Raw genomic sequence first — 20,134 nt, 5'->3', positions numbered from 1 at the left:
AGGAGACCGCGATGCCCAACGAATCCTTCGTCCATGCCGAGCCCTACCCCTGGCCTTACGACGGCGACCTGCGCCCCGACAACACCGCGCTGATCGTCATCGATATGCAGACCGACTTCTGCGGCGTCGGCGGCTACGTCGACAAGATGGGCTACGACCTGGCGCTGACGCGCGCGCCCATCGAGCCGATCAAGCGGCTGATGGCCCGCCTGCGCACGCTGGGCTTCCACATCATCCACACCCGCGAGGGCCACCGCCCCGACCTCGCCGACCTGCCGGCCAACAAGCGCTGGCGCTCGCGCCGTGCCGGCACCGGCGGCGTCGGCATCGGCGACGTCGGCCCCTGCGGCCGCATCCTGGTGCGCGGCGAGCCGGGCTGGGAGATCATCCCCGAGCTGGCACCACTGCCCGGCGAGCCAGTGATCGACAAGCCGGGCAAGGGCTCGTTCTACGCCACCGACCTCGACATGCTGCTGCGCGTGCGCGGCATCCGCAACCTGCTGCTGGCCGGCATCACCACCGACGTGTGCGTGCACACGACGATGCGCGACGCCAACGACCGCGGCTACGAATGCCTGCTGCTGTCGGACTGCACCGCGGCCACCGACCACGGCAACCACCTCGCGGCGCTGCACATGGTGAAGATGCAGGGCGGCGTGTTCGGCGCGGTGGCCTCGTCCACCGCGGTGCTGGAGGCACTGGCATGACCGCCCCGCTCGATCCCCGACCGCCGACCGAGGGCGCACTCGCGCTCGACACCTTCGAGCTCACCAAGCGCTTCGGCGGCTTCACCGCGCTGGACGGCGTGTCGATGCAGGTGCCGGCCGGCTCGGTGCATGCGCTGTTGGGCGAGAACGGTGCGGGCAAGTCCACGCTGGTCAAGTGCGTGGCCGGCTACCACCCGCCGGAGCACGGCGCGGTGCTGATCGACGGCCGCGAGCAGGACATCGCCTCGCCGATCGTCGCGCGCGCGCTCGGCATCGGCATGGTCTACCAGCACTTCACGCTGGCGCCCGGCATGACGGTGGCCGAGAACCTGCTGCTGGCCGGCGGCCGCACGCCGGCGCTGATCGACTGGGCCAGGGAGCGCAAGGCGCTGGCCGAGTTCCTGACCACCACGCCGTTCACGCTGGACCTCGACGCCACGCCGGCCCAGCTGGCCGCCGGCGAGAAGCAGAAGCTCGAGCTGCTGAAGCAGCTCTACCTGAAGCCGCGGCTGCTGATCCTGGACGAACCCACCTCGGTGCTCACGCCGCAGGAGGCCGACGAAGTGCTCGCCTTCGTGCGCGCGGTGGCGCGGCGCGGCGAGTGCACGGTGCTGATGATCACGCACAAGTTCCGCGAGGTGATGGCCTATGCCGACGGCGTGACGGTGCTGCGCCGCGGCCGCAAGGTGCACGGCGTGGGCGTGCCCGACACCACGCCGGCCGAGCTGGCGCAGGCCATGATCGGCGAGACCGCCGGCGGCAGCGCCCGCGCGCCGGCCCACGGCGAGCCGGTGGCGCGCACGCCGGTGCCGGCCGACGCGCCGGTGGCGCTGCAGGTCCAGGGGCTCGATGCGCTGGGCGACCGCGGCACGCTCGCGGTGCAGGGCCTGAGCCTGGCGGTGAAGGCCGGCGAGATCCTCGGCATTGCCGGCGTGTCCGGCAACGGCCAGCGCGAGCTGGTCGAGGCGCTGGTCGGCCAGCGCCCGCGGCTGGCCGGCATGGTGCGGGTGGGCGGCGTGCCCTACGGCGCGAAGCGCCACGAGAACCGCCTGCTGAAGCTGCGCGCGCTGCCCGAGGAACCGCTGCGCAGCGCCAGCGTGGCCGAGCTGAGCGTGGCGCAGAACATGGCGTTGCGCGACTTCGACCAGCCGCCGCTGCGGCGTGGTGGCTGGCTGCGCTTCGGCGCCTGGAAGGAACGCGCGCGCGCCTGGATCACCGAGTACGGCATCAAGACGCGCGGCGAGAACGCGCCGATCGGCTCGCTCTCGGGCGGCAACGTGCAGCGCGCCGTGCTGGCGCGCGAGCTGGCCGGCGAGGTGAACGTGCTGATCGCCGCCAACCCGGTGTTCGGCCTCGATTTCGCCGCGGTGGCCGAGATCCACGCGCGGCTGCTGCAGGTGCGCGAGCGCGGCGGCGCGGTGCTGCTGATCAGCGAGGACCTCGACGAGCTGATCGAGCTGGCCGACCGCATCGCGGTGATGAGCGAGGGCCGCATCGTGTTCGAGACGCCGGCCGCCGACGTGGACCGCCACACCATCGGCGCGCACATGGGCGGCGGCGCCGACCACGGGCACGCCGCGCCGCTGCCGGAGGCCGCATGAGCATCAGCATCCCCGCCACCCCGTTCGACTACCGCCTCGCACCCGGCGCCACCGCGCTGGTCGTGATCGACATGCAGCGCGACTTCATCGAGCCCGGCGGCTTCGGCGCCTCGCTGGGCAACGACGTCTCGCTGCTGGTGCCGGCCATCGCGCCGATCGCCGCGCTGCTGGCGGCGTGGCGCGCGCGCGGCTGGCCGGTGGTGCACACCCGCGAGGCGCACAAGCCCGACCTCAGCGACTGCCCGCCGGCCAAGCGCCTGCGTGGCGCACCCACGCTGCGCATCGGCGACCCGGGTCCGATGGGCCGGCTGCTGATCAGCGGCGAGCCCGGCACCGAGATCATCGCGGCGCTGGCGCCGCAGCCCGGCGAGATCGTGATCGACAAGCCCGGCAAGGGCATGTTCTGGGCCACCGGCCTGCACGAGCGGCTGCAGGCGCTGGGCGTGAGCCACCTGGTGTTCACCGGTGTGACCACCGAGGTCTGCGTGCAGACCTCGATGCGCGAGGCCAACGACCGCGGCTACGACGCCCTGCTGGTGGAAGACGGCACCGAGAGCTACTTCCCGGCCTACAAGGCCGCGGTGCTGGAGATGATCGCGGCGCAGGGCGCGATCGTCGGCTGGCATGCGCCGAGCGCGGCGGTGCTGGCGGCGCTGCCGGAGGCCTGAGCGTCCGGCTACCGGACCTCCAGGCCGTTCACCAGGCGCTTCATGAGCCGCGGCTCGCGCAGGCGCTCGACCCACCAGGCCAGCGCCTTGCCGCCGTGCTCGCCGCGCCAGGCGACGTAGAGCGTGTTGGGCTCGCGCGGGTCGGCCGTCTTCTTCTCTACCAGCTCGCCGCTCGCGAGCAGTGCCGCGACCCGCTGCCGCGGCAGCCAGCCCACGGCCAGCCCGGCGCGCTGCGCGGCGATCTTGGCCGCCATGCTCGGCACCGCCAGCTGCGCCTGCCCGCCGTGCACGCCGTAGGTCCGTGTGCCGGCGTCGCGCGAGGTGTCGGCCACCACCGCGGCGCGGTGCTGCTGGATCGCCTCGCGCGGCAGCGGCTCGGCCGCGCCGGCCAGCGGGTGGCGCGAACCCACCGCGAAGACCCAGTCCATCACGCCGAGCTCGAACCAGCGCAGCCGCGGAATCGCCGGCGGCTCGTTGGTCGCGCCGATCACCAGGTCGGCCCGGCCCTCGCGCAGCGCGCCCCAGGTGCCGCCGAGCACCTCGTGGGTGATGCGCAGCCCCACGCCCGATTTCAGGCGGTCGAAGTCGGCGATGACGGGCAGCAGCGTCTGGAACTCGAGCAGCTCGTCCGTCACGATGCCGAGCCGGTCTTCCCAGCCGCTGGCGATCTGGCGCACGCGGGTGTTCAGGCGCCCCATGTCGCCCAGCAGGCGCTCGGCCTCCTCGGCCAGCAGCCGGCCCGCCGGCGTGAGCTCCAGCCGGTAGCGCCGCCGGTCGAACAGCAGCGCGTCGTAGCGGGCCTCCAGCTGCCGCGCCGCATGCGACAGGGTCGACGGCGCCTTGCCCAGCCGCGCCGCCGCCTTCGACAGGCTGCCGCTGGCGCGGATGGCCTGCAGCATCGCGAGTTCGTCCTGGGACAGCATGGACCGAGGTTACAGGGTGCTCATGCCTCCGTCGACGATGAGTTCCGCGCCCACGATGAACGCCGACTCCCGGGCCGACAGGTGCAGCACCGTCGAGGCCAGCTCCTCGGGCGTGCCGAAGCGGCCCGCCGGCACCTGCGCCTGGATGGCGGCAGCGGTGGCCTGCAGCGTCGCCGCGTCCAGGCCCAGCTTGCCGTACAGCGGCGTCGAGATCGGGCCGGGGCTGACCACGTTGACGCGCGCGCCGCGCGGCAGCAGCTCGGCCGACAGCGTCTTGGCGAGCGAGATCAGCGCCGCCTTGCTCGCGGCGTACACCGACGAGTTGGGCATGCCGATGTGGGCGTTGATGGAGCCGTTGATCACGATCGCGGCGCCCGGGCGCAGCAGCGGCGCCAGTGCCTGGATCTGGAAGTACGGCCCCTTGACGTTGGCGGCGAAGGTGTCGTCCCACAGCGACTCCGACACCTCGGCGAACGGCGCGAAGCGCGCCACGCCGGCGTTGATGAACACGGCGTCCAGTTCGAGGCCCTGCGCCTGCAGTGCCTCCGCCAGGCGCCGGGCTTCCGCCACGCTGCCGGCGTCGTTGCGCAGCGCGATGGCGCCATGGCCGATGTCGTCCCGGGCACGCGCCAGCGCCTGCTCGTCGCGGCCGGTGATCACGACGCGGGCGCCCTCCGCGGCATAGGCCTTGGCGGCCGCCAGGCCGATGCCGCTGCTGCCGCCGGTGACGAGCACGGTCTGGTTGTCGAAGCGATTCATGAGAGGTCTCCTGAGCTGGGTGGCGAACGAAGCAGCGAGATCAGGAAGATCGGCCGCCGTCGCCATGCATGCATCGTCGTCGACCGGGGCCGGGAAGCCGTGCCACGCTTTCGATGCACACGTTCGATGCCATCGAACGTTTTCCCGCGGACCGGTTCCGCCCCCGCGCGCCGGCTCAGCGCCGGTGCCAGTAGGCGGCCGCCTGGGTGCGGCTGTCGAGCGCCAGCTTGGTGAGGATGTTCGCCACATGCCGCTTCACGGTGTGCAGGCTGAGGCCCAGCCCGCGGGCGATGAGCTTGTTGCTCTGGCCCTCGGCCAGCAGCGCCATCACCTCGCGCTCGCGGGCCGACAGCGGCTCGTCCGGTGGCACGCTGCCGGCAGCGCTGCCCGCGGTGGGCACACCGCCCTGCAGCCAGGCCGCGAGGCGGCCGCGCAGCCGGGCCTGTGCCGCAGCCGGGCAGCGCAGGCGCGGCGCCAGCGCCTGCCACAGCGCCTGCAGCCGGGCCGGCGGCTCCAGCAGCAGGCTGCCCAGGCCGTCGTCCTGCACCGCCTCGCACAGCAGCTCGTCCAGCGCCGCGGCGGCGGCCTCGGGCTCGCCCTGGGCGGCGCGGCACAGCGCCAGCGCGAAGCGTGCGTCGCCCATGAAGGCCGGCAGCCGTGCGCCGGCCTGCAGCCGCGCGGCGCGCTCCAGGTGCGCACGCGCCGCGGCCAGCTCGCCGCACAGCAGCGCATGCTGGCCCTGCAGCAGCGCAGCGCCGGTGTCCAGCACCGGCCATTCGCGCGCCGAGCGCGGCCGCGCCAGATCGGGCAGCAGCGCGGCCAGGCCGTCGGCGTCCTCGGCACGCCAGTGGAGGCGGGCCTGCACATGCGCATAGGTGCGCCGCCAGCCCCGGCTGAAACCCGGCGTCATGAGGCCGGGCACCTGGGCGACGACCGCCAGCGCCTCGGCCGCGTGGCCCTGCGCGGCGAGGTGCAGGCTGTGCAGGTGCAGCGCGCCGACGCCGAGCATGGTGTCGCCGGGCAGCTGGCGCTGCCGCTGCAGCAGCTCGTGCAGGGCCTCGCGCGCCGCGCCGGGCTCGCCGTGCCAGAACGCCAGCCAGGCGTGGAGTGCCGGCACCTGGACCTCGCCGCCCGGCTGGTCCGCACGGCACAGCCGGCCCAGCCGCTCCATCAGCGGCCGCGTGCCGGGCAGGCCGGTGAAGTGCCCGTAGCTCATGTCGACGATGTTCGGGTAGCGCGCCTCGGGGGCCCGTGCCGCGTTGTCCGCCATCGCAGCCAGGCCGGCCAGCACGGCCGGGCCGTCGCCGCGCGCCACGCCGTGCCAGGCCTGCAGCGAATCGAAGGCCACCTGCAGCGCCGGCGGCAGCTGGGCATCGGCCGCGTCGGCGAGCACGGCCCCGGCGCGCTCCAGCTCACCCAGCGCGTTGTGGCAGGCGCCCAGCATGCCCAGCGCCACGTGGCGGTCGCGCGGCCGGCCCTGCTGCGCATAGGCGTCGTGGCTGCGCTGGAACTCGTCGCGCGCCAGGCCCCAGTCCCAGCGCGACCACGCGCACAGGCCGCGCAGCAGCGCCGCGTCGGCCTGCGCGTCGCGCCACGCCGGCGGCAACTGGTCCAGCCAGCGCTCCACGCGGTGCGTGCCGCCTACGGCCAGCAGGCCGTCGGCCACCTGGCGCAGCGCGGCCAGGGCCTCGGCCCAACGCCCGGCGGCCAGCCAGTGCGGCACGGCGCGCTCGGCGCGCGGCTCGGCGGCGGCGGCCAGCGCGTGCAGCGCGGCGGCCCGCCCCGGCTCGCGCCGCTCCAGCTCGCCGCGCAGGAAATCGCGGAACAGGTCGTGGAAACGCAGCACCGGCACGGAGTCGTCGAGCGCGCTGAGGAAGAGCTGGCGACCGAACAGGTCGTCGAGCACCACGCGGGCGTCGCTGCGGCCGGTGACGGCCTGGCACAGCGCGGGGCTGAGCTCGGGCAGCACGCTGCCGTACAGCACGAACTGCTGCAGCGGCGGCGGCAGCCCGGCCAGCACCTCCTGCGCGAAATAGTCGAACAGGTGGCGGTCGGCCGCCGGGCCGGCGAGCGCGGGCAGGCTGCCGGTGCCGGGGCGCGCACTGCCCAGCAGCAGGTGCAGGCCGGCCACCCAGCCGTGGGTGCGCGCCAGCGCGGCCTGCAGCGCTTCTTCGGACGGCGCCTGCAGCCCGCGCAGCCGGCACAGCGCCTGCGCGGCGCCGAGGTCGAAGCGCAGGTCTTCCAGGCCCAGCTCCACCAGCTCGCCGCCGGCGCGCCAGCGCGCCAGCGACAGCGGCGGCGCGGTGCGGCTGCCGATGAAGAGGCAGAGCTCCGGCGGCGCGCGGGCGATCAGCGTGTCCAGCAGCTGCAGCGCCGCCGCGTCGGTGACGTGGTGCAGGTCGTCCAGCACCAGCGCGATTCGCGCGTCGGGCCGGCCGCCGAGGGCGTCGGTCAGCAGGCCCAGCGCGGTGCGCGCGGCGGGGCTGGCGTCCTGCAGCTGGGCCAGCACCGTGGCGGGCGGCACGGCCCACGGCAGCTCCAGCGGCGCGAGGGCCCCGAACAGCGCGGCGAACAGGCGGTTGGCGTCGTTGTCCTCGGCGTCGAGCGAGACCCACACCACCTGGATGCCCGGCGCGGCAACGGCCAGCGCGGCGGCCAGCTGCACCAATAGCGTGGTCTTGCCGAAGCCGGCCGGCGCCTGCACCAGCACCAGCCGGGCGTCGGCCGCCTGCTCCAGCACCTGCGCCAGCAGCGCCGGGCGCGGCACGGCATCGCGCCGCGCCCGCGGGATGCGGTGCTTGCTGGAGGCAGGGGCGGCGGAGGCGTTGCGGGTGTTGTCCATGGACAGCAGCGACGGCGGCGGCAGCGGCCACCGCGACAGCGCGGCAGGCTGCCCGATTCTAGGAAGCCGGCACGCCGCCGCGGCGCGAAGAGCCATGCGCGCACGGCGATGGCGCGATGGCTCTCCGGAGCGATGCCGGCGCAGCGGCGGCTCGCAACACTGACGGCTCCTTCCTTCTGACGGACCAACATCATGCGCACCTCCCCGCCCCGCTTCGACATCTACGCCCCCATCCACAAGGCGCTGCGCCTGTTCATGACCGACACGCTGCAGCGCCTGGGCCGGCTGGACCTGAACGACCCGCAGGACCTGGCGGCCGGCCTGGGCCAGCTCGACACGCTGCTGGACGCCGCGAGCAGCCACCTGCAGCACGAGAACGACTGCATCCACCCGGCCCTCGAGGCGCAGCAGGCCGGCGCCAGCCAGCGCATCGCCGGCGAACACCGCGAGCACCTGGACAGCATTGCCACGCTGCGCGCGCACGCCGCCGCGCTGCGTGCCGCGCCCGAGGCCGCGGCGGCACACCGGCTGTACCGCCAGCTGGCCGCCTTCATCGCAGAGAACTTCGAGCACATGGACGTGGAGGAGACCCGCCACAACCAGGCGCTGTGGGCCGGCTACAGCGATGCCGAGCTGCAGGCGATCGAGCACCGCATCCTGGCCGGCATCGGCCCGCAAGAGATGAGCCTGTGGCTGCGCTGGCTGATCCCGGCGCTCAACCCCACCGAGCGCGCGCAGCTGATCGCCGGCCTGCCGCCCGCGGCCCGCGAGCCGGTGCTGGATTCGGCGCGCGCGCTGCTGGACGATGGGGCTTGGGCCAAGCTCTGCCGGGCACTGGGGCGGAAGGTGGTGCCGGGCTTGGTGGAGGCTTGAGCGCAGGCATGGCCGGTGCTGCGGTCATTGCGGCGTTGACTGGCCAAATTGCAGCAGGTGCTGACGCTGGCACGCTGGCGTGCGTACTCGCGCTGGCTGGCACCAAGCCGTCGTAGGGCCATGCGAAGCGGCGGTGACTCGAATGACGGCTGCCCGTGGTACTGCGGTCATAGGGCTCGCGTGGGACAGTCCACCCCACGCTGGCGACCGCTTCTCTTCCACTCTAACTTGCGGTGTACCGACCCGAATCGAAACTTCGCACAGCCCTTCAAGCGACCTCAGAACCGTCACTCAACGTCTCGGTGGAGCGGATCAGCCAGCGCTGGGACATTCACAGACCGGATTCGTAGCGCCTATTCGGCCAGCACAGGCTGCTGCGGCTCCGCGGCTAGGCTAATGTGCTCCAGCCTCCACCGCTTCAACTGCTTGAAGTGCTGGTATGTCAGGACCGACTCCGACACCGGATCACAGGATCGCAGTTCGATGTACCGCCACGTCTTGGTGGGGTCGAATAGCTTGTCCTTGAACGCCTTCTCGATTGCCTTGGCTGCGGTGTCCGCCGCCTTCTCTGCCGTTTCGAAGTTAGGGACAGCCGAGTGCAGGATCGTGATGTCAAGGGTATAGGTGTCGCCGGGGCCGTCGCGAGTTATTTCTGCACCGTCGTCCACATCGAAGAAGACACCTGCAATCAGATCACCATGGGGTTTCACTGCCTTGGCAATCTTCTCGTGCAGTTTGAGCTCCTTGATCAGGCGGCGCTCGAATTCATCAGGGAAAGCTGAGCGGCGATAGCGGCTGGCCAACCAGATCTGAAAGATGGTTTGATTCTCTGGAGACAGGTGTGCCTCAGGGCGCGGGACGAAGTCGTTCAGTGCGTGTTTCTCGATGCACAGCTTCGCAGTCGCCTCGAACTCGGCATAGAAAACAGCAGCGCCTGCAAATTCGACATGGAGCTTGCGGGCGCTTTTGGCGTGTGTGCAGTTGCCATCCATGTCCGTCACCAGCCGGCCAACAACGACCTCGACGACCGGCTCCCATTCGGGGGCTTGCGCAAGGTCGCAGTCGTGGCTGGCGACGATGACGAGCGTCTCGCCAGGTGCTGTCGCGTTACGAAGACCAAGGGCTTCAATCGCGTCTTTGCCAAGTAGATGCCCTTGGCGCCATAAGGTGTCACGACTCCAGCCCGCCACGTCTCACCTTCAAGCATCGTCGTTAGACGCAGGGAGGTCGAAGTCAGCACTCGCGGGCGTCTTCGCTCGATTTGCGAATCTGGCATTCATGCGTTCGCGTTGCACCGCTTCGCGTTTGTGAAGATGGACTAGCAGCACGGCAGCGTCTCTTGCGGACTCACCTGCCTGCGCGACTTGCATCAGCGTCCGGCCACTGGCGAACTTACGCTTCAGCAGGGTCGCATTGATCCCCACGCCTTCATGCGCCAGCACGTCAGCAGCTTGGGCGAGATCTTGGAGCTTCGCGGCGTTCTCCACTGCAACGGGGTCTCCATTCAGCCAGTTGTAGACGGACTGTCGCGACACGCCGAATGTCGTCGCGAGGTCGGAAACGGCAGGGTTCAGCACCTCGCGGATGCGCGACAGGTTTTCGCTAGGAGTGCGAACCTGCTCAACCTCCGAGACCTCAACTACGGGCCCCAGATGCTGCGATTGCCGCGCGCTTCGGTGTAGGTGCTCCAGCGAAAGTTCGCCACCCGTACCGATGCTGGTTAGCGCGGTAACTGCGGCAGCAGTCATCCATCCCACACAACGAACGAGGGTGGAAGTGACACCGGTGGCGTCCGGCCGGTCGGTAACCCAGCCGCCATAGGTCATTGCTGTGCTCAAGATGCTCCCACCTTAGGCCCAAGAGGCCCGAGCATGGTCGGTGACCGTCGAATTAAACGACTTGACGATTTCATCATGGAGCGCCGTGAGGCGTGCTCCCACCTTGGACGGTTCGAACACCTCTCGATGACCGATGGATGCATCCGTATCGACGATCGCATGTAGGCCCTCGCGCTGAGTAAAGCGAGGGTCGATGGCGGGGGCCAGCCCCACCAGTTCCATGGGAAGACCGACGTGTCCATGGCGGATGAGGACACGCGAAACGAGTTGCCCCGCCGCAGTCGAGACGATGGTCTCGCTGATCGATTGCTGAAGTTGACCTTCCCCTCGTAGCGCGAGGCCCAGCACTTCCGGCACGAGAAAATGCCGCAATGTTTCGCCGTCCATCGAGGGCTGAATAGCATCCAAATACCGCAGCCCGATACGGTCTACGAAGTCGAGGTGCAGTGCGTCTTGCACGATGCTCAGCCCCTTCAAAAGGACTCTGGAGAAGGTTTCGAAAGTGTCGTAGCTGGTGGTCTGGAACGACAGGGCATTCGTTTCTAGCAAGAACAGGGAGCGCCCATCAATATCGCCAAATAGATAGCGCGACTGTGGCGTTACGGTGGGTGCGGCTATCTGCCCTTGTCCTGTGCTGCCGAAGGGCAACACAAGCTGCTGGACGACTTGCTTCTTGTAATCTGGAAAGTGCGCCTCGCGCATCTTGGCTTGGATGGCGGGGATGTACCCATCCAAATCCAGCACCGGGTTGAACTGGACTTGGGCGACCGTGTAGTAGACCGGCGCATTGGTCAACTTCTTACCCATAGTGTCCTCAGCAACGTACTTGACAATCAGGTTGACACTTTACAGCATGGTTGACAGCTCTGCGTTTGGGGCTGTGTAAAGTCCTTCACACCCAGATATCTGCGCCGTTCCACGTAGGGGCTTTAACTAAGGGCAATGCAGGACTCCGGACCAGACGCTGTCCATGACGTGCCGGAAAGACGCCTGTCATCACAGTCAGCAGTTGGTCAGACGGCCAACGAACGTTAACCCCAACAAGCTGGCGTTCTGGACAAGTGGGTGCCTGCCCCCGCCGGTCGCCAGCAAGAAGCAGCGACCTGAAGTTGCGCAAGCGCATCCTGTGCGACCCTCAAGTCGATGGGAGACCATCCCGGCTCCCGCAGGCATTGCCACTACACGCGAGCCGTGAAACAAGGGCAAGTTCGTCGGGCAGAAGGCGCCCTTCAAGCCCAAGGACATCTGGGCACTGCGAGTCCGCCTGCTGATGGAGAGCCGGCTGCGAGAACTCGCTCTTTTCATCGACCTGGGCATCAACCGCAAGCTACGCGGCTGCGATCACGCCGCTCTCAAACCTTCCCTCGGAGGTCGACATGGATCTCGGCCACCGTGAGGTCACGGCCATTCACCGTCTCCTTGGCCAAGGCGCTCGGCGATGCGACGGGCAGTGGCTTGATCAGGACACGCTCACCGTGAGGAGCCGTCTCCATGAGTTGGAAGCGGTGCGGCGAACGTTGCCTGAACGGAATGGCAGCCGTGGAATTCAGGGCCACGGTGTCTGTATTGCCCGGCCATGGCGTGGGCGTGGCCGGCTCGAAATCGACCTGGCCATCTGCGTCGCGGATGAAGAGCGTGCGACCAGAAGCGCCATGCACCAAATACCTCCAGACCACCGCGCGGGCGTCGAAGGCGATGAACCAGGCCCTCCGCGGCGGGTCGGCCGACGACCACCGGATGCGGACGAAGCCGACGAGTACAGGCGGGGCGTGCTGCGTGATCGAGCGCAGCAGGGGCAACGCCTCCCGTGCGGCCCGATCGGCCGCGGAGACGGTCGCGCGCATGTGCAGCCTGCGAGCGGTGTCGCCGTCGCCGTCGGCGGCAGGGGCCAGAGTGCTGTCGAACCACAGCGTGGAGTCCAAGTCCGCGACGTCGATGTCGGTGTACGCGAAGAACGCCGGGTCCTCCGCCGTGAGTTGAAACACCAGGTCGGCAGCGGCGTCGCCGCCCGAGCCATCGGACCGGAAGACGGACAGCCCTCTGTTGTCGACGCGGTACATCAGACCCAGCGCTGAAAACCGTGCGGGAGACGGCTCCACCAGTTGCCACGCGAGAGGCGCGGAGGCTGCAACGTCACCCAAGTAGGCGTGACGCAACTCGACCGAGAAGGCCATTTGCCAGCGCGTCGGCGCATTGCCGGTCACGTTGACCTCGACGCCAAGTAGAAGTCCATGGGGATCAGCTCCACGGCCCATCCGCCTTCTTCGCCCAGCGTGGCGGCCGGGTGCATGGCGGCGATGCGCAGCGCCTCGTCTTGGCTGTCCGCGTCGATGATGAACAGGCCGCCGACCACTTCCTTCGATTCGGCATAAGGCCCGTCACTGATCTGCGTCTTGCCGCTGCGCGGGCGAAGCGTCCGCCACCTGTCCAGATCGCCCAGCGACGCGGAGACCAGCACCTTCCCCGTGGCGCGCATCTTCTCGTCCAATGCCGGGCATTGGCGCACCAAGTCCTTGACGTCGTCCGGCGCCATCGCGGCAAACTTTTCGGGGGTGAAGTAGGCAAGGCCGAGGTATTTCACGGGGCGTCCTCAGGGTGGGTGATGCACTCACGACGAAGTTGACGATCGGAAATCGACACCGTCTAGAAAGAGTTTGCCGCAGGTCTCGGCCAGCCTGGCCGCTCCGGCCCGGCCCCCTCACCCCCACCGAACGCTGCATGCAAACCCGCTGAACCCCGCCCCGCCGCGGCGGTGATGCAATGGCAGGCATGAGCACCACCGCACCTGCCATCCCCCTGCCCGCCCTGTTCGTCTCGCACGGCTCGCCGATGCTGGCGCTGGAGCCGGGCCGCACCGGGCCGTTCTTCCGGCGCCTGGGCCAGACCATCGACACGCGTTTCGGCCGGCCCAAGGCCATCGTCGTGGTGTCGCCGCACACCGCCGCGCGCCTGCCGCTGGTGCTGGGCAGCGCCCAGCACCACGCGGTGCACGACTTCGGCGGCTTTCCGCCCGCGCTGTACGAACTGCAGTACGGCCCGCCCGGCGCGCCGGCGCTGGCCACGCGCGTGAGTGCGCTGCTGGCCGCGGCCGGCATCGCCGCGCACCCCAGCGACGAGGCCGGGCTGGACCACGGCATCTGGGCGGTGCTGCGCTTCGCGTGGCCCGACGCCGACGTGCCGGTGCTGCCGGTGGCGCTGGCGCCGCATCAGCCGCCTGCGGCGCAGTGGGCGCTGGGCGAGGCGCTGGCGCCGCTGCTGGCCGAGGGCGTGCTGGTGCTGGGCAGCGGCAGCCTCACGCACAACCTGCAGCTGGTGTTCGGCCGGCGCCGGGTCGACGCGCTCGGCGCCGAGGACGGCGAAGAAATGGCCGAGAGCCGCGCCTTCCGCGACTGGGTGGCCGGCCGCAGCGCCGCGCGCGACCGCGACGCGCTGCTGGCCTACCGCACGCAGGCGCCGCACGCGGCGCTGATGCACCCGACCGACGAGCACTGGCTGCCGTTCTACATCGCGGCCGGGGCCGGCGGGCTGGCGGCACCCGCGCTGCGGCTGCACGACGCGGTGACCTACGGCTGCCTGTCGATGGATGCCTATGCCTTCGGGGCGGGCGCGCAGCCGCTGGCGGAGGCGCTGGCGGCTTGACCCCGCCGCCCTCACCTCACCGCAGCGCCCCCGGCCTCAGCCTCAGCACTTCCAGCGGCGTGACCGGCGCCGCGCCGTTGCCCCAGGCGCCGCGCACGTAGCTCAGGACCGCAGCGGTGTCGGCCTCGTCCAGCACGTGGGCGAACGGCGGCATGCCGAAGGGGCGCGGGTTGCCGGCAGTGGCCGGCAGGTAGCCGCCACCCTGCACGATGCGGATCAGGTTGGCGGCCGAGTCCATGCTCACCGCGCGGTTGCCGGCCAGCGGCGGGTACAGGCCCGCGGCGCCCTCGCCGGCCGGGCCGTGGCATTGCGCGCAGTGCTGCTCGTAGAGCTTTGCACCGCGCGAGCCGGGTGAGGCTGCCGCGGCCGCATCGGCGTGCGCCGTACGCGGACGGCGCGCGCCGTGCTGCGGCAGCGACTGCAGGTAGACCGCCATCGCGTTCAGGTCGGCGTCGTCCAGGTGCTGGGTGCTGCGGGCCACCACTTCGGCCATCGGCCCCATCGCCGAGCCGCGGGCCGAGCGGCCGGTCTTCAGCAGGTCCACCACGTCCTGCGTCGACCACTCGGCCACGCCGGCTTCGTCGGCCGACCGCAGCGAGGGCGCGTACCAGTTCTGCACCGGGATCAGCCCGCCGCCGAGCGGCAGCCCCAGATCGCTGGCACCCAGCGCATTGCGCTGGGTGTGGCAGGCGCTGCAGTGGCCCAGGCCACGCACCAGGTAGGCGCCGCGGTTCCATTCAGCCGGGCGGTCGGCCTCGGGCTCGAAGCGCGCCGGCTCGAAGTACAGCGCACGCCACACCGCCAGCGCGGCCTGGGTGTCGTACGGGAAACGCAGCGCGTGCGCCGGCCGCGCCTGCGCCACCGGCGGCAGGCTGCGCAGGTAGGCGAACAGCGCATCGCTGTCCTCGCGGGTGACGAGGGTGTAGTCGGTGTACGGAAAGGCCGGGTAGAGCAGGCGGCCGTCCATCGAGCGGCCGTGGTGCATGGCGCGCCAGAAGTGCGCGGCGCTCCAGCGGCCCAGGCCGGTGGCGGGGTCCGGTGTGAGGTTGGACGAGAACACGGTGCCGAACGGCGTTTCGATCGCCAGGCCGCCGGCGTAGGCGGCCCCGCCGCGCGCGGTGTGGCAGCCGGCGCAGTTGCCGGCGCGCGCCAGGTAGGCGCCGCGCTCCACCTGCTGCGGCGTCGCCACGAACGGCGCCGCGTCATCGGCCGGCGGCGACTCGCCGCGCACGTTGAGCGCCCACACCGCCGCCCACAGCGCGGCGACGATCAGCACGAGGCTGAGCGCCGCCCACAGCGCCCGCCTGGGACCGCGCGGATGCTTCGTCATGCCGCGGCCCTCATGGCGTCACGCCGCCGCAGGGCCGCGGCAGCTTCGCCGGCAGCGCGGCGGCGGGCTTGCCGCCGGCCGGCACCGGTTGCGACGACAGCCAGGCCGACAGCGCCGCGATGTCCTCCGGCGCCAGCTGGCGGGCGATGTCGGCCATGCAGTCGGGTGCGAGCGCGTGGCGCTGGCCCGAGCGCCACTGGCCGAGCTGGCTGTTCAGGTAGTCGCGCGGCAGGCCCAGCAGGCCGGGGATGGCCGGCTGCACGCCGAGCATCGCCTCGCCGTGGCATTGCGTGCAGGCCGGCAGCTGGCGCGCCGCATCGCCCTCGCGCACCAGCACGCGGCCGCGCTCCAGCAGCGCGGCCGGCGCGTCGCGCGTCTGCGGCGGCGGGTAGGGCAGGTCGAGCGCGGCGAAGTACTCGGCCATCTCGCGCAGGTAGTCGTCGGACAGGGTCTCGACCAGTGCGCTCATCAGCGGGTAGTGGCGCCGCCCGTCGCGGAACGCGAGCAGCTGGTGGTGCAGGTAGCCGGCGGGCTTGCCGGCGATGCGCGGGAAGTAGCCGAAATTGGTGGCCTGGCCTTCCTTGCCGTGGCAGGTGGTGCAGGCCAGGACCCTTTGCGCGAGTGTGTCTTCCGGCGGCCAGTGCGGCGCCGGCGTGCCCTGTGCCGCGGCGGCCGATGCAAGGCCCAGGCCCACCAGCAGCGCGGCGAGCGCATGGCGCCAGCGGCCGTTCACGGTCAGCCCCCTTCAGCTCAGCGAGCGCACCGCCAGCCCGGCCAGCGACACCAGGCCCACGACGAACAGCGCGGCCAGGCCCACCGCCACCAGCAGCAGCGGCACCGGCCGGGCGCGCTGCAGGTCGATGGCGTGGTCGGCGCGCTTGCGCACCCCGAAAAAGCTCCACAGCACGATCTGGACATAGCGCAGCGAATTCATGGTCGGACTCCGGCAGACATGACGGCACTGTGCGCCAGGCGCCGCGGGTTTTGAAGGCTCAGATCGACGAAAAAAAACCAGATCAGTTTGCCGGCTTCCTTGAAATTCCTTGCTTTCTGATCAGTACAGTCGGGCCACAGCCCTCCGCGCCCGATGAAACGCTACGAACGCTATGCCGACGAGATCGCGCGGCTGATCGCCGACCGCGCGCTGCAGCCCGGCGACCGCCTGCCCTCGGTGCGCCAGGCCAGCGCGCACCGCGGCATCAGCCCGGCCACGGTGTTCCAGGCCTACTACCTGCTGGAGTCGCGCGGGCTGGCCGAGGCACGGCCCCGCTCGGGCTACTACGTGGCGGCGCGCGCGCTGCCGGCGCCGGCCGAGCCGCGGCTGTCGCGGCCGCGCCGGCGCTCCAGCGGCGTGGAGGTCAGCGAGCTGGTGTTCGAGGTGCTGGGCTCGGTGCGGGACCGCGACGTGGTGCCGCTGGGCTCGGCCTTCCCGAGCCCGCAGCTGTTCCCGATGGCGCAGCTGGCGCGCGGGCTGGCGGCCGGGCTGAAGCGCCTGGACCCCTGGCGCACGGTGGAAGATCTGACGCCGGGCAGCGCCCGGCTGCGCGAGCAGATCGCGCTGCGCTACCGGCTCGATGGCCTGGAGGTGAGCGCCGAGGAGATCGTCATCACCAACGGCGCGCTGGAGGCGCTGAACCTCAGCCTGCAGGCGCTCACGCGACCGGGCGACACGGTGATCGTGGAGTCGCCCACCTTCTATGCCGCGCTGCAGGCGCTGGAGCAGCAGCACCTGAAGGCGCTGGAGGTGGCGACCCACCCGCGCACCGGCATCGACCTCGCGGCGCTGGCGCAGGCGCTGGAGCGCCACACGGTGAAGGCCTGCTGGCTGATGCCCAATTTCCAGAACCCGCTGGGCAGCCTGATGCCCGACGCGAACAAGCAGGCGCTGGTGGAGCTGCTCGCCGCGCACGGCGTGCCGCTGATCGAGGACGACGTGTACGGCGAGCTGCACCACGGCACGCGCCGCCCGCCGCCGGCCAAGGCCTGGGACCGTGCGGGCGGCGTGCTGCACTGCGCCTCGTTCTCCAAGAGCCTGGCGCCGGGCTACCGCGTGGGCTGGGTGGCGGCCGGCCGCCACGCGCAGGCGATCGAGCGGCGCAAGCTGATGACCACGCTGTCGGCGGCGGTGCCGTCGCAGCTGGCGCTGTCGGAGTACCTCGACCGCGGCGGCTACGACCGCCATCTGCGCCGGCTGCGCCCCGCGCTGGCGCGCCAGCAGACGCTGGCCCTGCGCACCATCGCCCGCCATTTCCCGGCCGGCACGCGCGTGGCGCGACCCGAGGGCGGCTACTTCCTGTGGATCGAGCTGCCGGCGAGCGTGGACGCGCTGGCGCTGCACCGGCTGGCGCTGGCGCAGCGCATCAGCCTCGCGCCGGGCCAGCTGTTCTCGACCGACCGGCGATTCCGACACCACGTGCGCCTGAACCACGGCCACCCGGACGACCCGCGCTTCGAGGCCGCCCTGCAGACGGTGGGCCGGCTGGCGGGCGAGCTGGCCGCCGCGGGCCGCGTCGCCTGAAGCGCACGCACGGCGCCGGAACCCCGGCCCGTCCGGCCGCTCGAAGCAGCTCCCCGCCACTTCCCCGCCGTCGCACCATGCAGCTCGCCCTCTGGCTCGTCACCGCCTTCGGCATCGCCCTGTGGTCGCTGTGCGCGTGGGGGCTGCACACGCTGCTGACCCTCGACCCGGCCTGGCTGAACGACGTGAACACGGCGGTTGCGCACCTGCCCTGGGGCGACTGGCTCGCCACGTGGCTGCCGGGCTGGCAGGACCTGCTGCGCCTGGGCATCGGCCTGACGCAGGCCGCGCTGGCCTGGGTGGGCAGCGCCGCGCCGTGGATCGTGTGGACGGTGTGGGGGCTGGGCTGCGCGGCCCTGCTGGGCATCGCCGGCCTGCTGAGCCTGCTGCTGAAGCTGGCGCTGCCGAAGCCGGCACCGGCGCCCGCCGGCACCGCCTGAGCGGCACGGACGGCGCGAACAGGCCGGGTTTCGCCGGCCTTATCGACGGAGCCGAGGTGCCGAGTCGCCGGCACCATCGCAGGGTCGTGGAACACAGGCGGGTTGCGCCTGTCCGGTCCACGAGCGCCTATCCGGCACCCCCTGCCATCGACATCATCGATCACACGACATGAAACTGAGCGACATGAAGATCTCGACCCGGCTGATGCTGGGCTTTGCGGCGATGGCCGTGCTGATGAGCCTGCTGGGCGCGCTGGCCATCCTCAAGGTGACCGCCATCCAGGGCAAGTTCGCCGACGTGATGGACGACCGCTACCCGAAGATCCAGACCGCCGGTGACATCCGCACGGTGAACAACGAGGTCTCGCTGGCGATCCGCAACCTGTTCGTGGTGAGCGAGCCGGCCGACGTGCAGGCCCAGTTCGACGTGATCGCCAACAGCAGCAAGCGCACCAACGCGAACCTCGACACGCTCCAGCGCAGCATCACCAGCGCGCAGGGCAAGGCGGCGCTCGACAAGCTGATGGCCGCGCGCGCCGACTACCGCGGCCCGCGCGACAAGGTGCTGGAGCTGCTGCGCGCCGGCCAGATGGACGAGGCCAAGCTCGTGCTGGTGCGCGAGGTGACGCCCAAGCAGGTCGCCTACATGGCCCGCCTCGACGAGCTGATCCAGCTCCAGGAGAACCTGATGACGGCCTCGGCCGACGAGGTGAGCGCGGCCGTCTCCAGCACGATCTCCAGCGTGGCGGCGCTGCTGGCCGCCGCCTTCGTGGTCGCCGGCCTGATGGCGCTGTGGATCATCCGCAGCACGACCCGGCCGCTGGCCGAGGCGGCGGCGATCGCGCGCGCCGTCGCCGGTGGCGACCTGGCGATGGAGTTCGCCGCCAACGGCAAGAACGAGACCGGCCTGCTGCTGGCCGCGCTGCACGACATGAAGACCCGCCTCGCGGCGATCGTGAGCGAGGTGCGCCGCAACGCCGAAGGCGTGGCCACCGCCTCGGCGCAGATCGCCCAGGGCAACAACGACCTCTCCAGCCGCACCGAGGAACAGGCCAGCGCGCTGGAAGAGACCGCGGCCTCGATGGAGGAGCTGTCGAGCACCGTGAAGCAGAACGCCGACAACGCCCAGCAGGGCAACCAGCTCGCGCTGGGCGCGTCGACCGTGGCGGTCAAGGGCGGCGACGTGGTCGGCCAGGTGGTCGACACGATGAAGGGCATCAACGACAGCTCGAAGAAGATCGCCGACATCATCGGCGTGATCGACAGCATCGCGTTCCAGACCAACATCCTGGCGCTGAACGCCGCGGTGGAAGCGGCGCGCGCCGGCGAGCAGGGCCGCGGTTTCGCGGTGGTGGCCAGCGAGGTGCGCAGCCTGGCGCAGCGCAGCGCCGATGCCGCCAAGGAGATCAAGGGCCTGATCAACGCCAGCGTGCAGCGCGTGGAACAAGGCAGCGCGCTGGTCGACCAGGCCGGCGTGACGATGAGCGAGGTGGTCTCGTCGATCCGCCGCGTGACCGACATCATGGGCGAGATCAGCTCGGCCAGCCGGGAACAGAGCGCCGGCGTGGCGCAGGTGGGCGAGGCCGTCACGCAGATGGACCAGGCCACGCAGCAGAACGCCGCGCTGGTGGAAGAAAGCGCCGCCGCCGCCGAGAGCCTGAAGGCCCAGGCCCAGCAGCTGGTGCAGGCCGTGGCGGTGTTCAAGCTGGCGCACGACGCCGCCGCGTCGAGCGCGGCGCAGGGCTCGTCGAGCCGCGCGCCGCTCGCGCTGCCGGCCCCGGCCCCGGCCAAGCCGCCCAAGGCCGCCGCGGCGCCGATGATCGAGCGGCGCGGCCCCAACCGCGCGACCAACGTGGTGCGCCCGGCCTTCCAGGCCAAGGCGCCGTCGGCCGCGCCCGCCGAGGCGGCAGCGGCCCGCAGCGGCACCGACGACTGGGAATCGTTCTGACGGTTCGCACCACCCCGCACGACGCGCCGCGACATCGCTGATCGCGGG

Annotated in this window: 19 protein-coding genes and 1 pseudogene; 9 read left to right on the top strand and 11 right to left on the bottom strand. The window is 71.3% G+C overall.

The features are described 5' to 3' along the window. Nucleotides 1–11: 11 nt before the first annotated feature. From C1M51_RS13035 to C1M51_RS13025, 3 genes are read left to right on the top strand one after another with little or no spacing between them, the layout of a single operon-like run. A complete protein-coding gene (locus C1M51_RS13035; protein WP_011828366.1) occupies nucleotides 12–707 on the top strand; it encodes a cysteine hydrolase family protein in 696 nt (231 codons plus the stop codon). Further along, complete coding sequence (locus C1M51_RS13030) at nucleotides 704–2,308, top strand: ABC transporter ATP-binding protein (protein ID WP_129450363.1); 1,605 nt, start codon at nucleotides 704–706, stop codon at nucleotides 2,306–2,308. Before C1M51_RS13035 ends, C1M51_RS13030 begins: the two co-directional genes overlap by 4 nt. Continuing rightward, nucleotides 2,305–2,976 (top strand): cysteine hydrolase family protein, encoded by a 672-nt coding sequence (locus C1M51_RS13025; RefSeq protein ID WP_129450361.1) that lies wholly within the window; start codon nucleotides 2,305–2,307, stop codon nucleotides 2,974–2,976. The genes C1M51_RS13030 and C1M51_RS13025 overlap by 4 nt, the downstream gene beginning before the upstream one ends. A gap of 8 nt (nucleotides 2,977–2,984) precedes the next feature. On the opposite strand, the gene C1M51_RS13020 is transcribed toward C1M51_RS13025, so the two are convergent. The 3 genes from C1M51_RS13020 to C1M51_RS13010 form a co-directional block, all read right to left on the bottom strand. Continuing rightward, the gene (locus C1M51_RS13020; protein ID WP_129450359.1) at nucleotides 2,985–3,899 is read right to left on the bottom strand and encodes a LysR family transcriptional regulator; all 915 of its coding nucleotides are present in this window, start codon (nucleotides 3,897–3,899) and stop codon (nucleotides 2,985–2,987) included. A gap of 9 nt (nucleotides 3,900–3,908) precedes the next feature. Further along, on the bottom strand, nucleotides 3,909–4,658 hold the full coding sequence (locus C1M51_RS13015; RefSeq protein WP_129450358.1) for an SDR family oxidoreductase: 750 nt from the start codon (nucleotides 4,656–4,658) through the stop codon (nucleotides 3,909–3,911). Between the two features lie 175 nt (nucleotides 4,659–4,833). After that, nucleotides 4,834–7,500 carry a LuxR C-terminal-related transcriptional regulator gene (locus tag C1M51_RS13010; protein ID WP_165349689.1) on the bottom strand — a complete coding sequence of 889 codons (2,667 nt, stop codon included), beginning with the start codon at nucleotides 7,498–7,500 and terminating at the stop codon, nucleotides 4,834–4,836. Between the two features lie 192 nt (nucleotides 7,501–7,692). Here C1M51_RS13010 and C1M51_RS13005 point away from each other — a divergent pair, with 192 nt between their 5' ends. Continuing rightward, entirely contained in the window at nucleotides 7,693–8,373 is a 681-nt protein-coding gene (locus C1M51_RS13005) for a hemerythrin domain-containing protein (protein WP_129450355.1), read from the top strand. Between the two features lie 353 nt (nucleotides 8,374–8,726). On the opposite strand, the gene C1M51_RS19075 is transcribed toward C1M51_RS13005, so the two are convergent. The 3 genes from C1M51_RS19075 to C1M51_RS12990 are packed head-to-tail and all read right to left on the bottom strand — an operon-like array spanning nucleotide 8,727 to nucleotide 11,018. After that, the gene (locus tag C1M51_RS19075) at nucleotides 8,727–9,563 is read right to left on the bottom strand and encodes a hypothetical protein (protein ID WP_207207747.1); all 837 of its coding nucleotides are present in this window, start codon (nucleotides 9,561–9,563) and stop codon (nucleotides 8,727–8,729) included. Between the two features lie 9 nt (nucleotides 9,564–9,572). After that, a complete protein-coding gene (locus C1M51_RS12995; protein ID WP_129450353.1) occupies nucleotides 9,573–10,211 on the bottom strand; it encodes a hypothetical protein in 639 nt (212 codons plus the stop codon). 12 nt (nucleotides 10,212–10,223) lie between these two features. Next, the gene (locus tag C1M51_RS12990) at nucleotides 10,224–11,018 is read right to left on the bottom strand and encodes a TIGR04255 family protein (protein WP_129450351.1); all 795 of its coding nucleotides are present in this window, start codon (nucleotides 11,016–11,018) and stop codon (nucleotides 10,224–10,226) included. 388 nt (nucleotides 11,019–11,406) lie between these two features. Here C1M51_RS12990 and C1M51_RS19285 point away from each other — a divergent pair. Then, nucleotides 11,407–11,568, top strand: a pseudogene (locus C1M51_RS19285) (integrase); the annotation flags it as partial. Here the strand turns inward: C1M51_RS19285 and C1M51_RS12980 are convergent. Both C1M51_RS12980 and C1M51_RS12975 read right to left on the bottom strand, forming a co-directional pair. Further along, nucleotides 11,564–12,415, bottom strand: coding sequence for a hypothetical protein (locus tag C1M51_RS12980; RefSeq protein WP_129450349.1), 852 nt, complete (start codon nucleotides 12,413–12,415; stop codon nucleotides 11,564–11,566). The pseudogene C1M51_RS19285 and the gene C1M51_RS12980 overlap by 5 nt on opposite strands. Then, nucleotides 12,412–12,792, bottom strand: a complete 381-nt coding sequence (locus C1M51_RS12975; protein WP_129450347.1) for a YciI family protein — start codon at nucleotides 12,790–12,792, stop codon at nucleotides 12,412–12,414. Before C1M51_RS12975 ends, C1M51_RS12980 begins: the two co-directional genes overlap by 4 nt. 188 nt (nucleotides 12,793–12,980) lie before the next feature. Here C1M51_RS12975 and C1M51_RS12970 point away from each other — a divergent pair, with 188 nt between their 5' ends. After that, the gene (locus tag C1M51_RS12970; RefSeq protein WP_310733930.1) at nucleotides 12,981–13,850 is read left to right on the top strand and encodes a class III extradiol ring-cleavage dioxygenase; all 870 of its coding nucleotides are present in this window, start codon (nucleotides 12,981–12,983) and stop codon (nucleotides 13,848–13,850) included. A 16-nt stretch (nucleotides 13,851–13,866) separates the two neighbouring features. On the opposite strand, the gene C1M51_RS12965 is transcribed toward C1M51_RS12970, so the two are convergent. The 3 genes from C1M51_RS12965 to C1M51_RS12955 are packed head-to-tail and all read right to left on the bottom strand — an operon-like array spanning nucleotide 13,867 to nucleotide 16,114. Beyond that, nucleotides 13,867–15,180 (bottom strand): cytochrome c, encoded by a 1,314-nt coding sequence (locus tag C1M51_RS12965; protein WP_129450343.1) that lies wholly within the window; start codon nucleotides 15,178–15,180, stop codon nucleotides 13,867–13,869. A gap of 10 nt (nucleotides 15,181–15,190) precedes the next feature. Beyond that, entirely contained in the window at nucleotides 15,191–15,913 is a 723-nt protein-coding gene (locus C1M51_RS12960) for a c-type cytochrome (protein ID WP_129450341.1), read from the bottom strand. A 12-nt stretch (nucleotides 15,914–15,925) separates the two neighbouring features. Further along, entirely contained in the window at nucleotides 15,926–16,114 is a 189-nt protein-coding gene (locus C1M51_RS12955; RefSeq protein ID WP_036233100.1) for a DUF2970 domain-containing protein, read from the bottom strand. 153 nt (nucleotides 16,115–16,267) lie between these two features. On the opposite strand from C1M51_RS12955, the gene C1M51_RS12950 reads away from it, so the two are divergent. The 3 genes from C1M51_RS12950 to C1M51_RS12940 all read left to right on the top strand — a co-directional run bounded on the left by C1M51_RS12950 (nucleotide 16,268) and on the right by C1M51_RS12940 (nucleotide 20,086). After that, nucleotides 16,268–17,698, top strand: coding sequence for a PLP-dependent aminotransferase family protein (locus C1M51_RS12950; protein WP_129450339.1), 1,431 nt, complete (start codon nucleotides 16,268–16,270; stop codon nucleotides 17,696–17,698). A gap of 77 nt (nucleotides 17,699–17,775) precedes the next feature. After that, complete coding sequence (locus C1M51_RS12945) at nucleotides 17,776–18,138, top strand: hypothetical protein (protein ID WP_129450337.1); 363 nt, start codon at nucleotides 17,776–17,778, stop codon at nucleotides 18,136–18,138. 169 nt (nucleotides 18,139–18,307) lie between these two features. Beyond that, the gene (locus tag C1M51_RS12940; RefSeq protein WP_129450335.1) at nucleotides 18,308–20,086 is read left to right on the top strand and encodes a methyl-accepting chemotaxis protein; all 1,779 of its coding nucleotides are present in this window, start codon (nucleotides 18,308–18,310) and stop codon (nucleotides 20,084–20,086) included. The last annotated feature ends 48 nt before the right edge of the window (nucleotides 20,087–20,134 follow it).

The organism is Methylibium sp. Pch-M, assembly GCF_004136295.1.
GTDB lineage: Bacteria > Pseudomonadota > Gammaproteobacteria > Burkholderiales > Burkholderiaceae_C > Methylibium > Methylibium petroleiphilum.
Note: the sequence above shows the minus strand (reverse complement) of the source record. Positions and strands in the feature narration are given on the sequence as shown.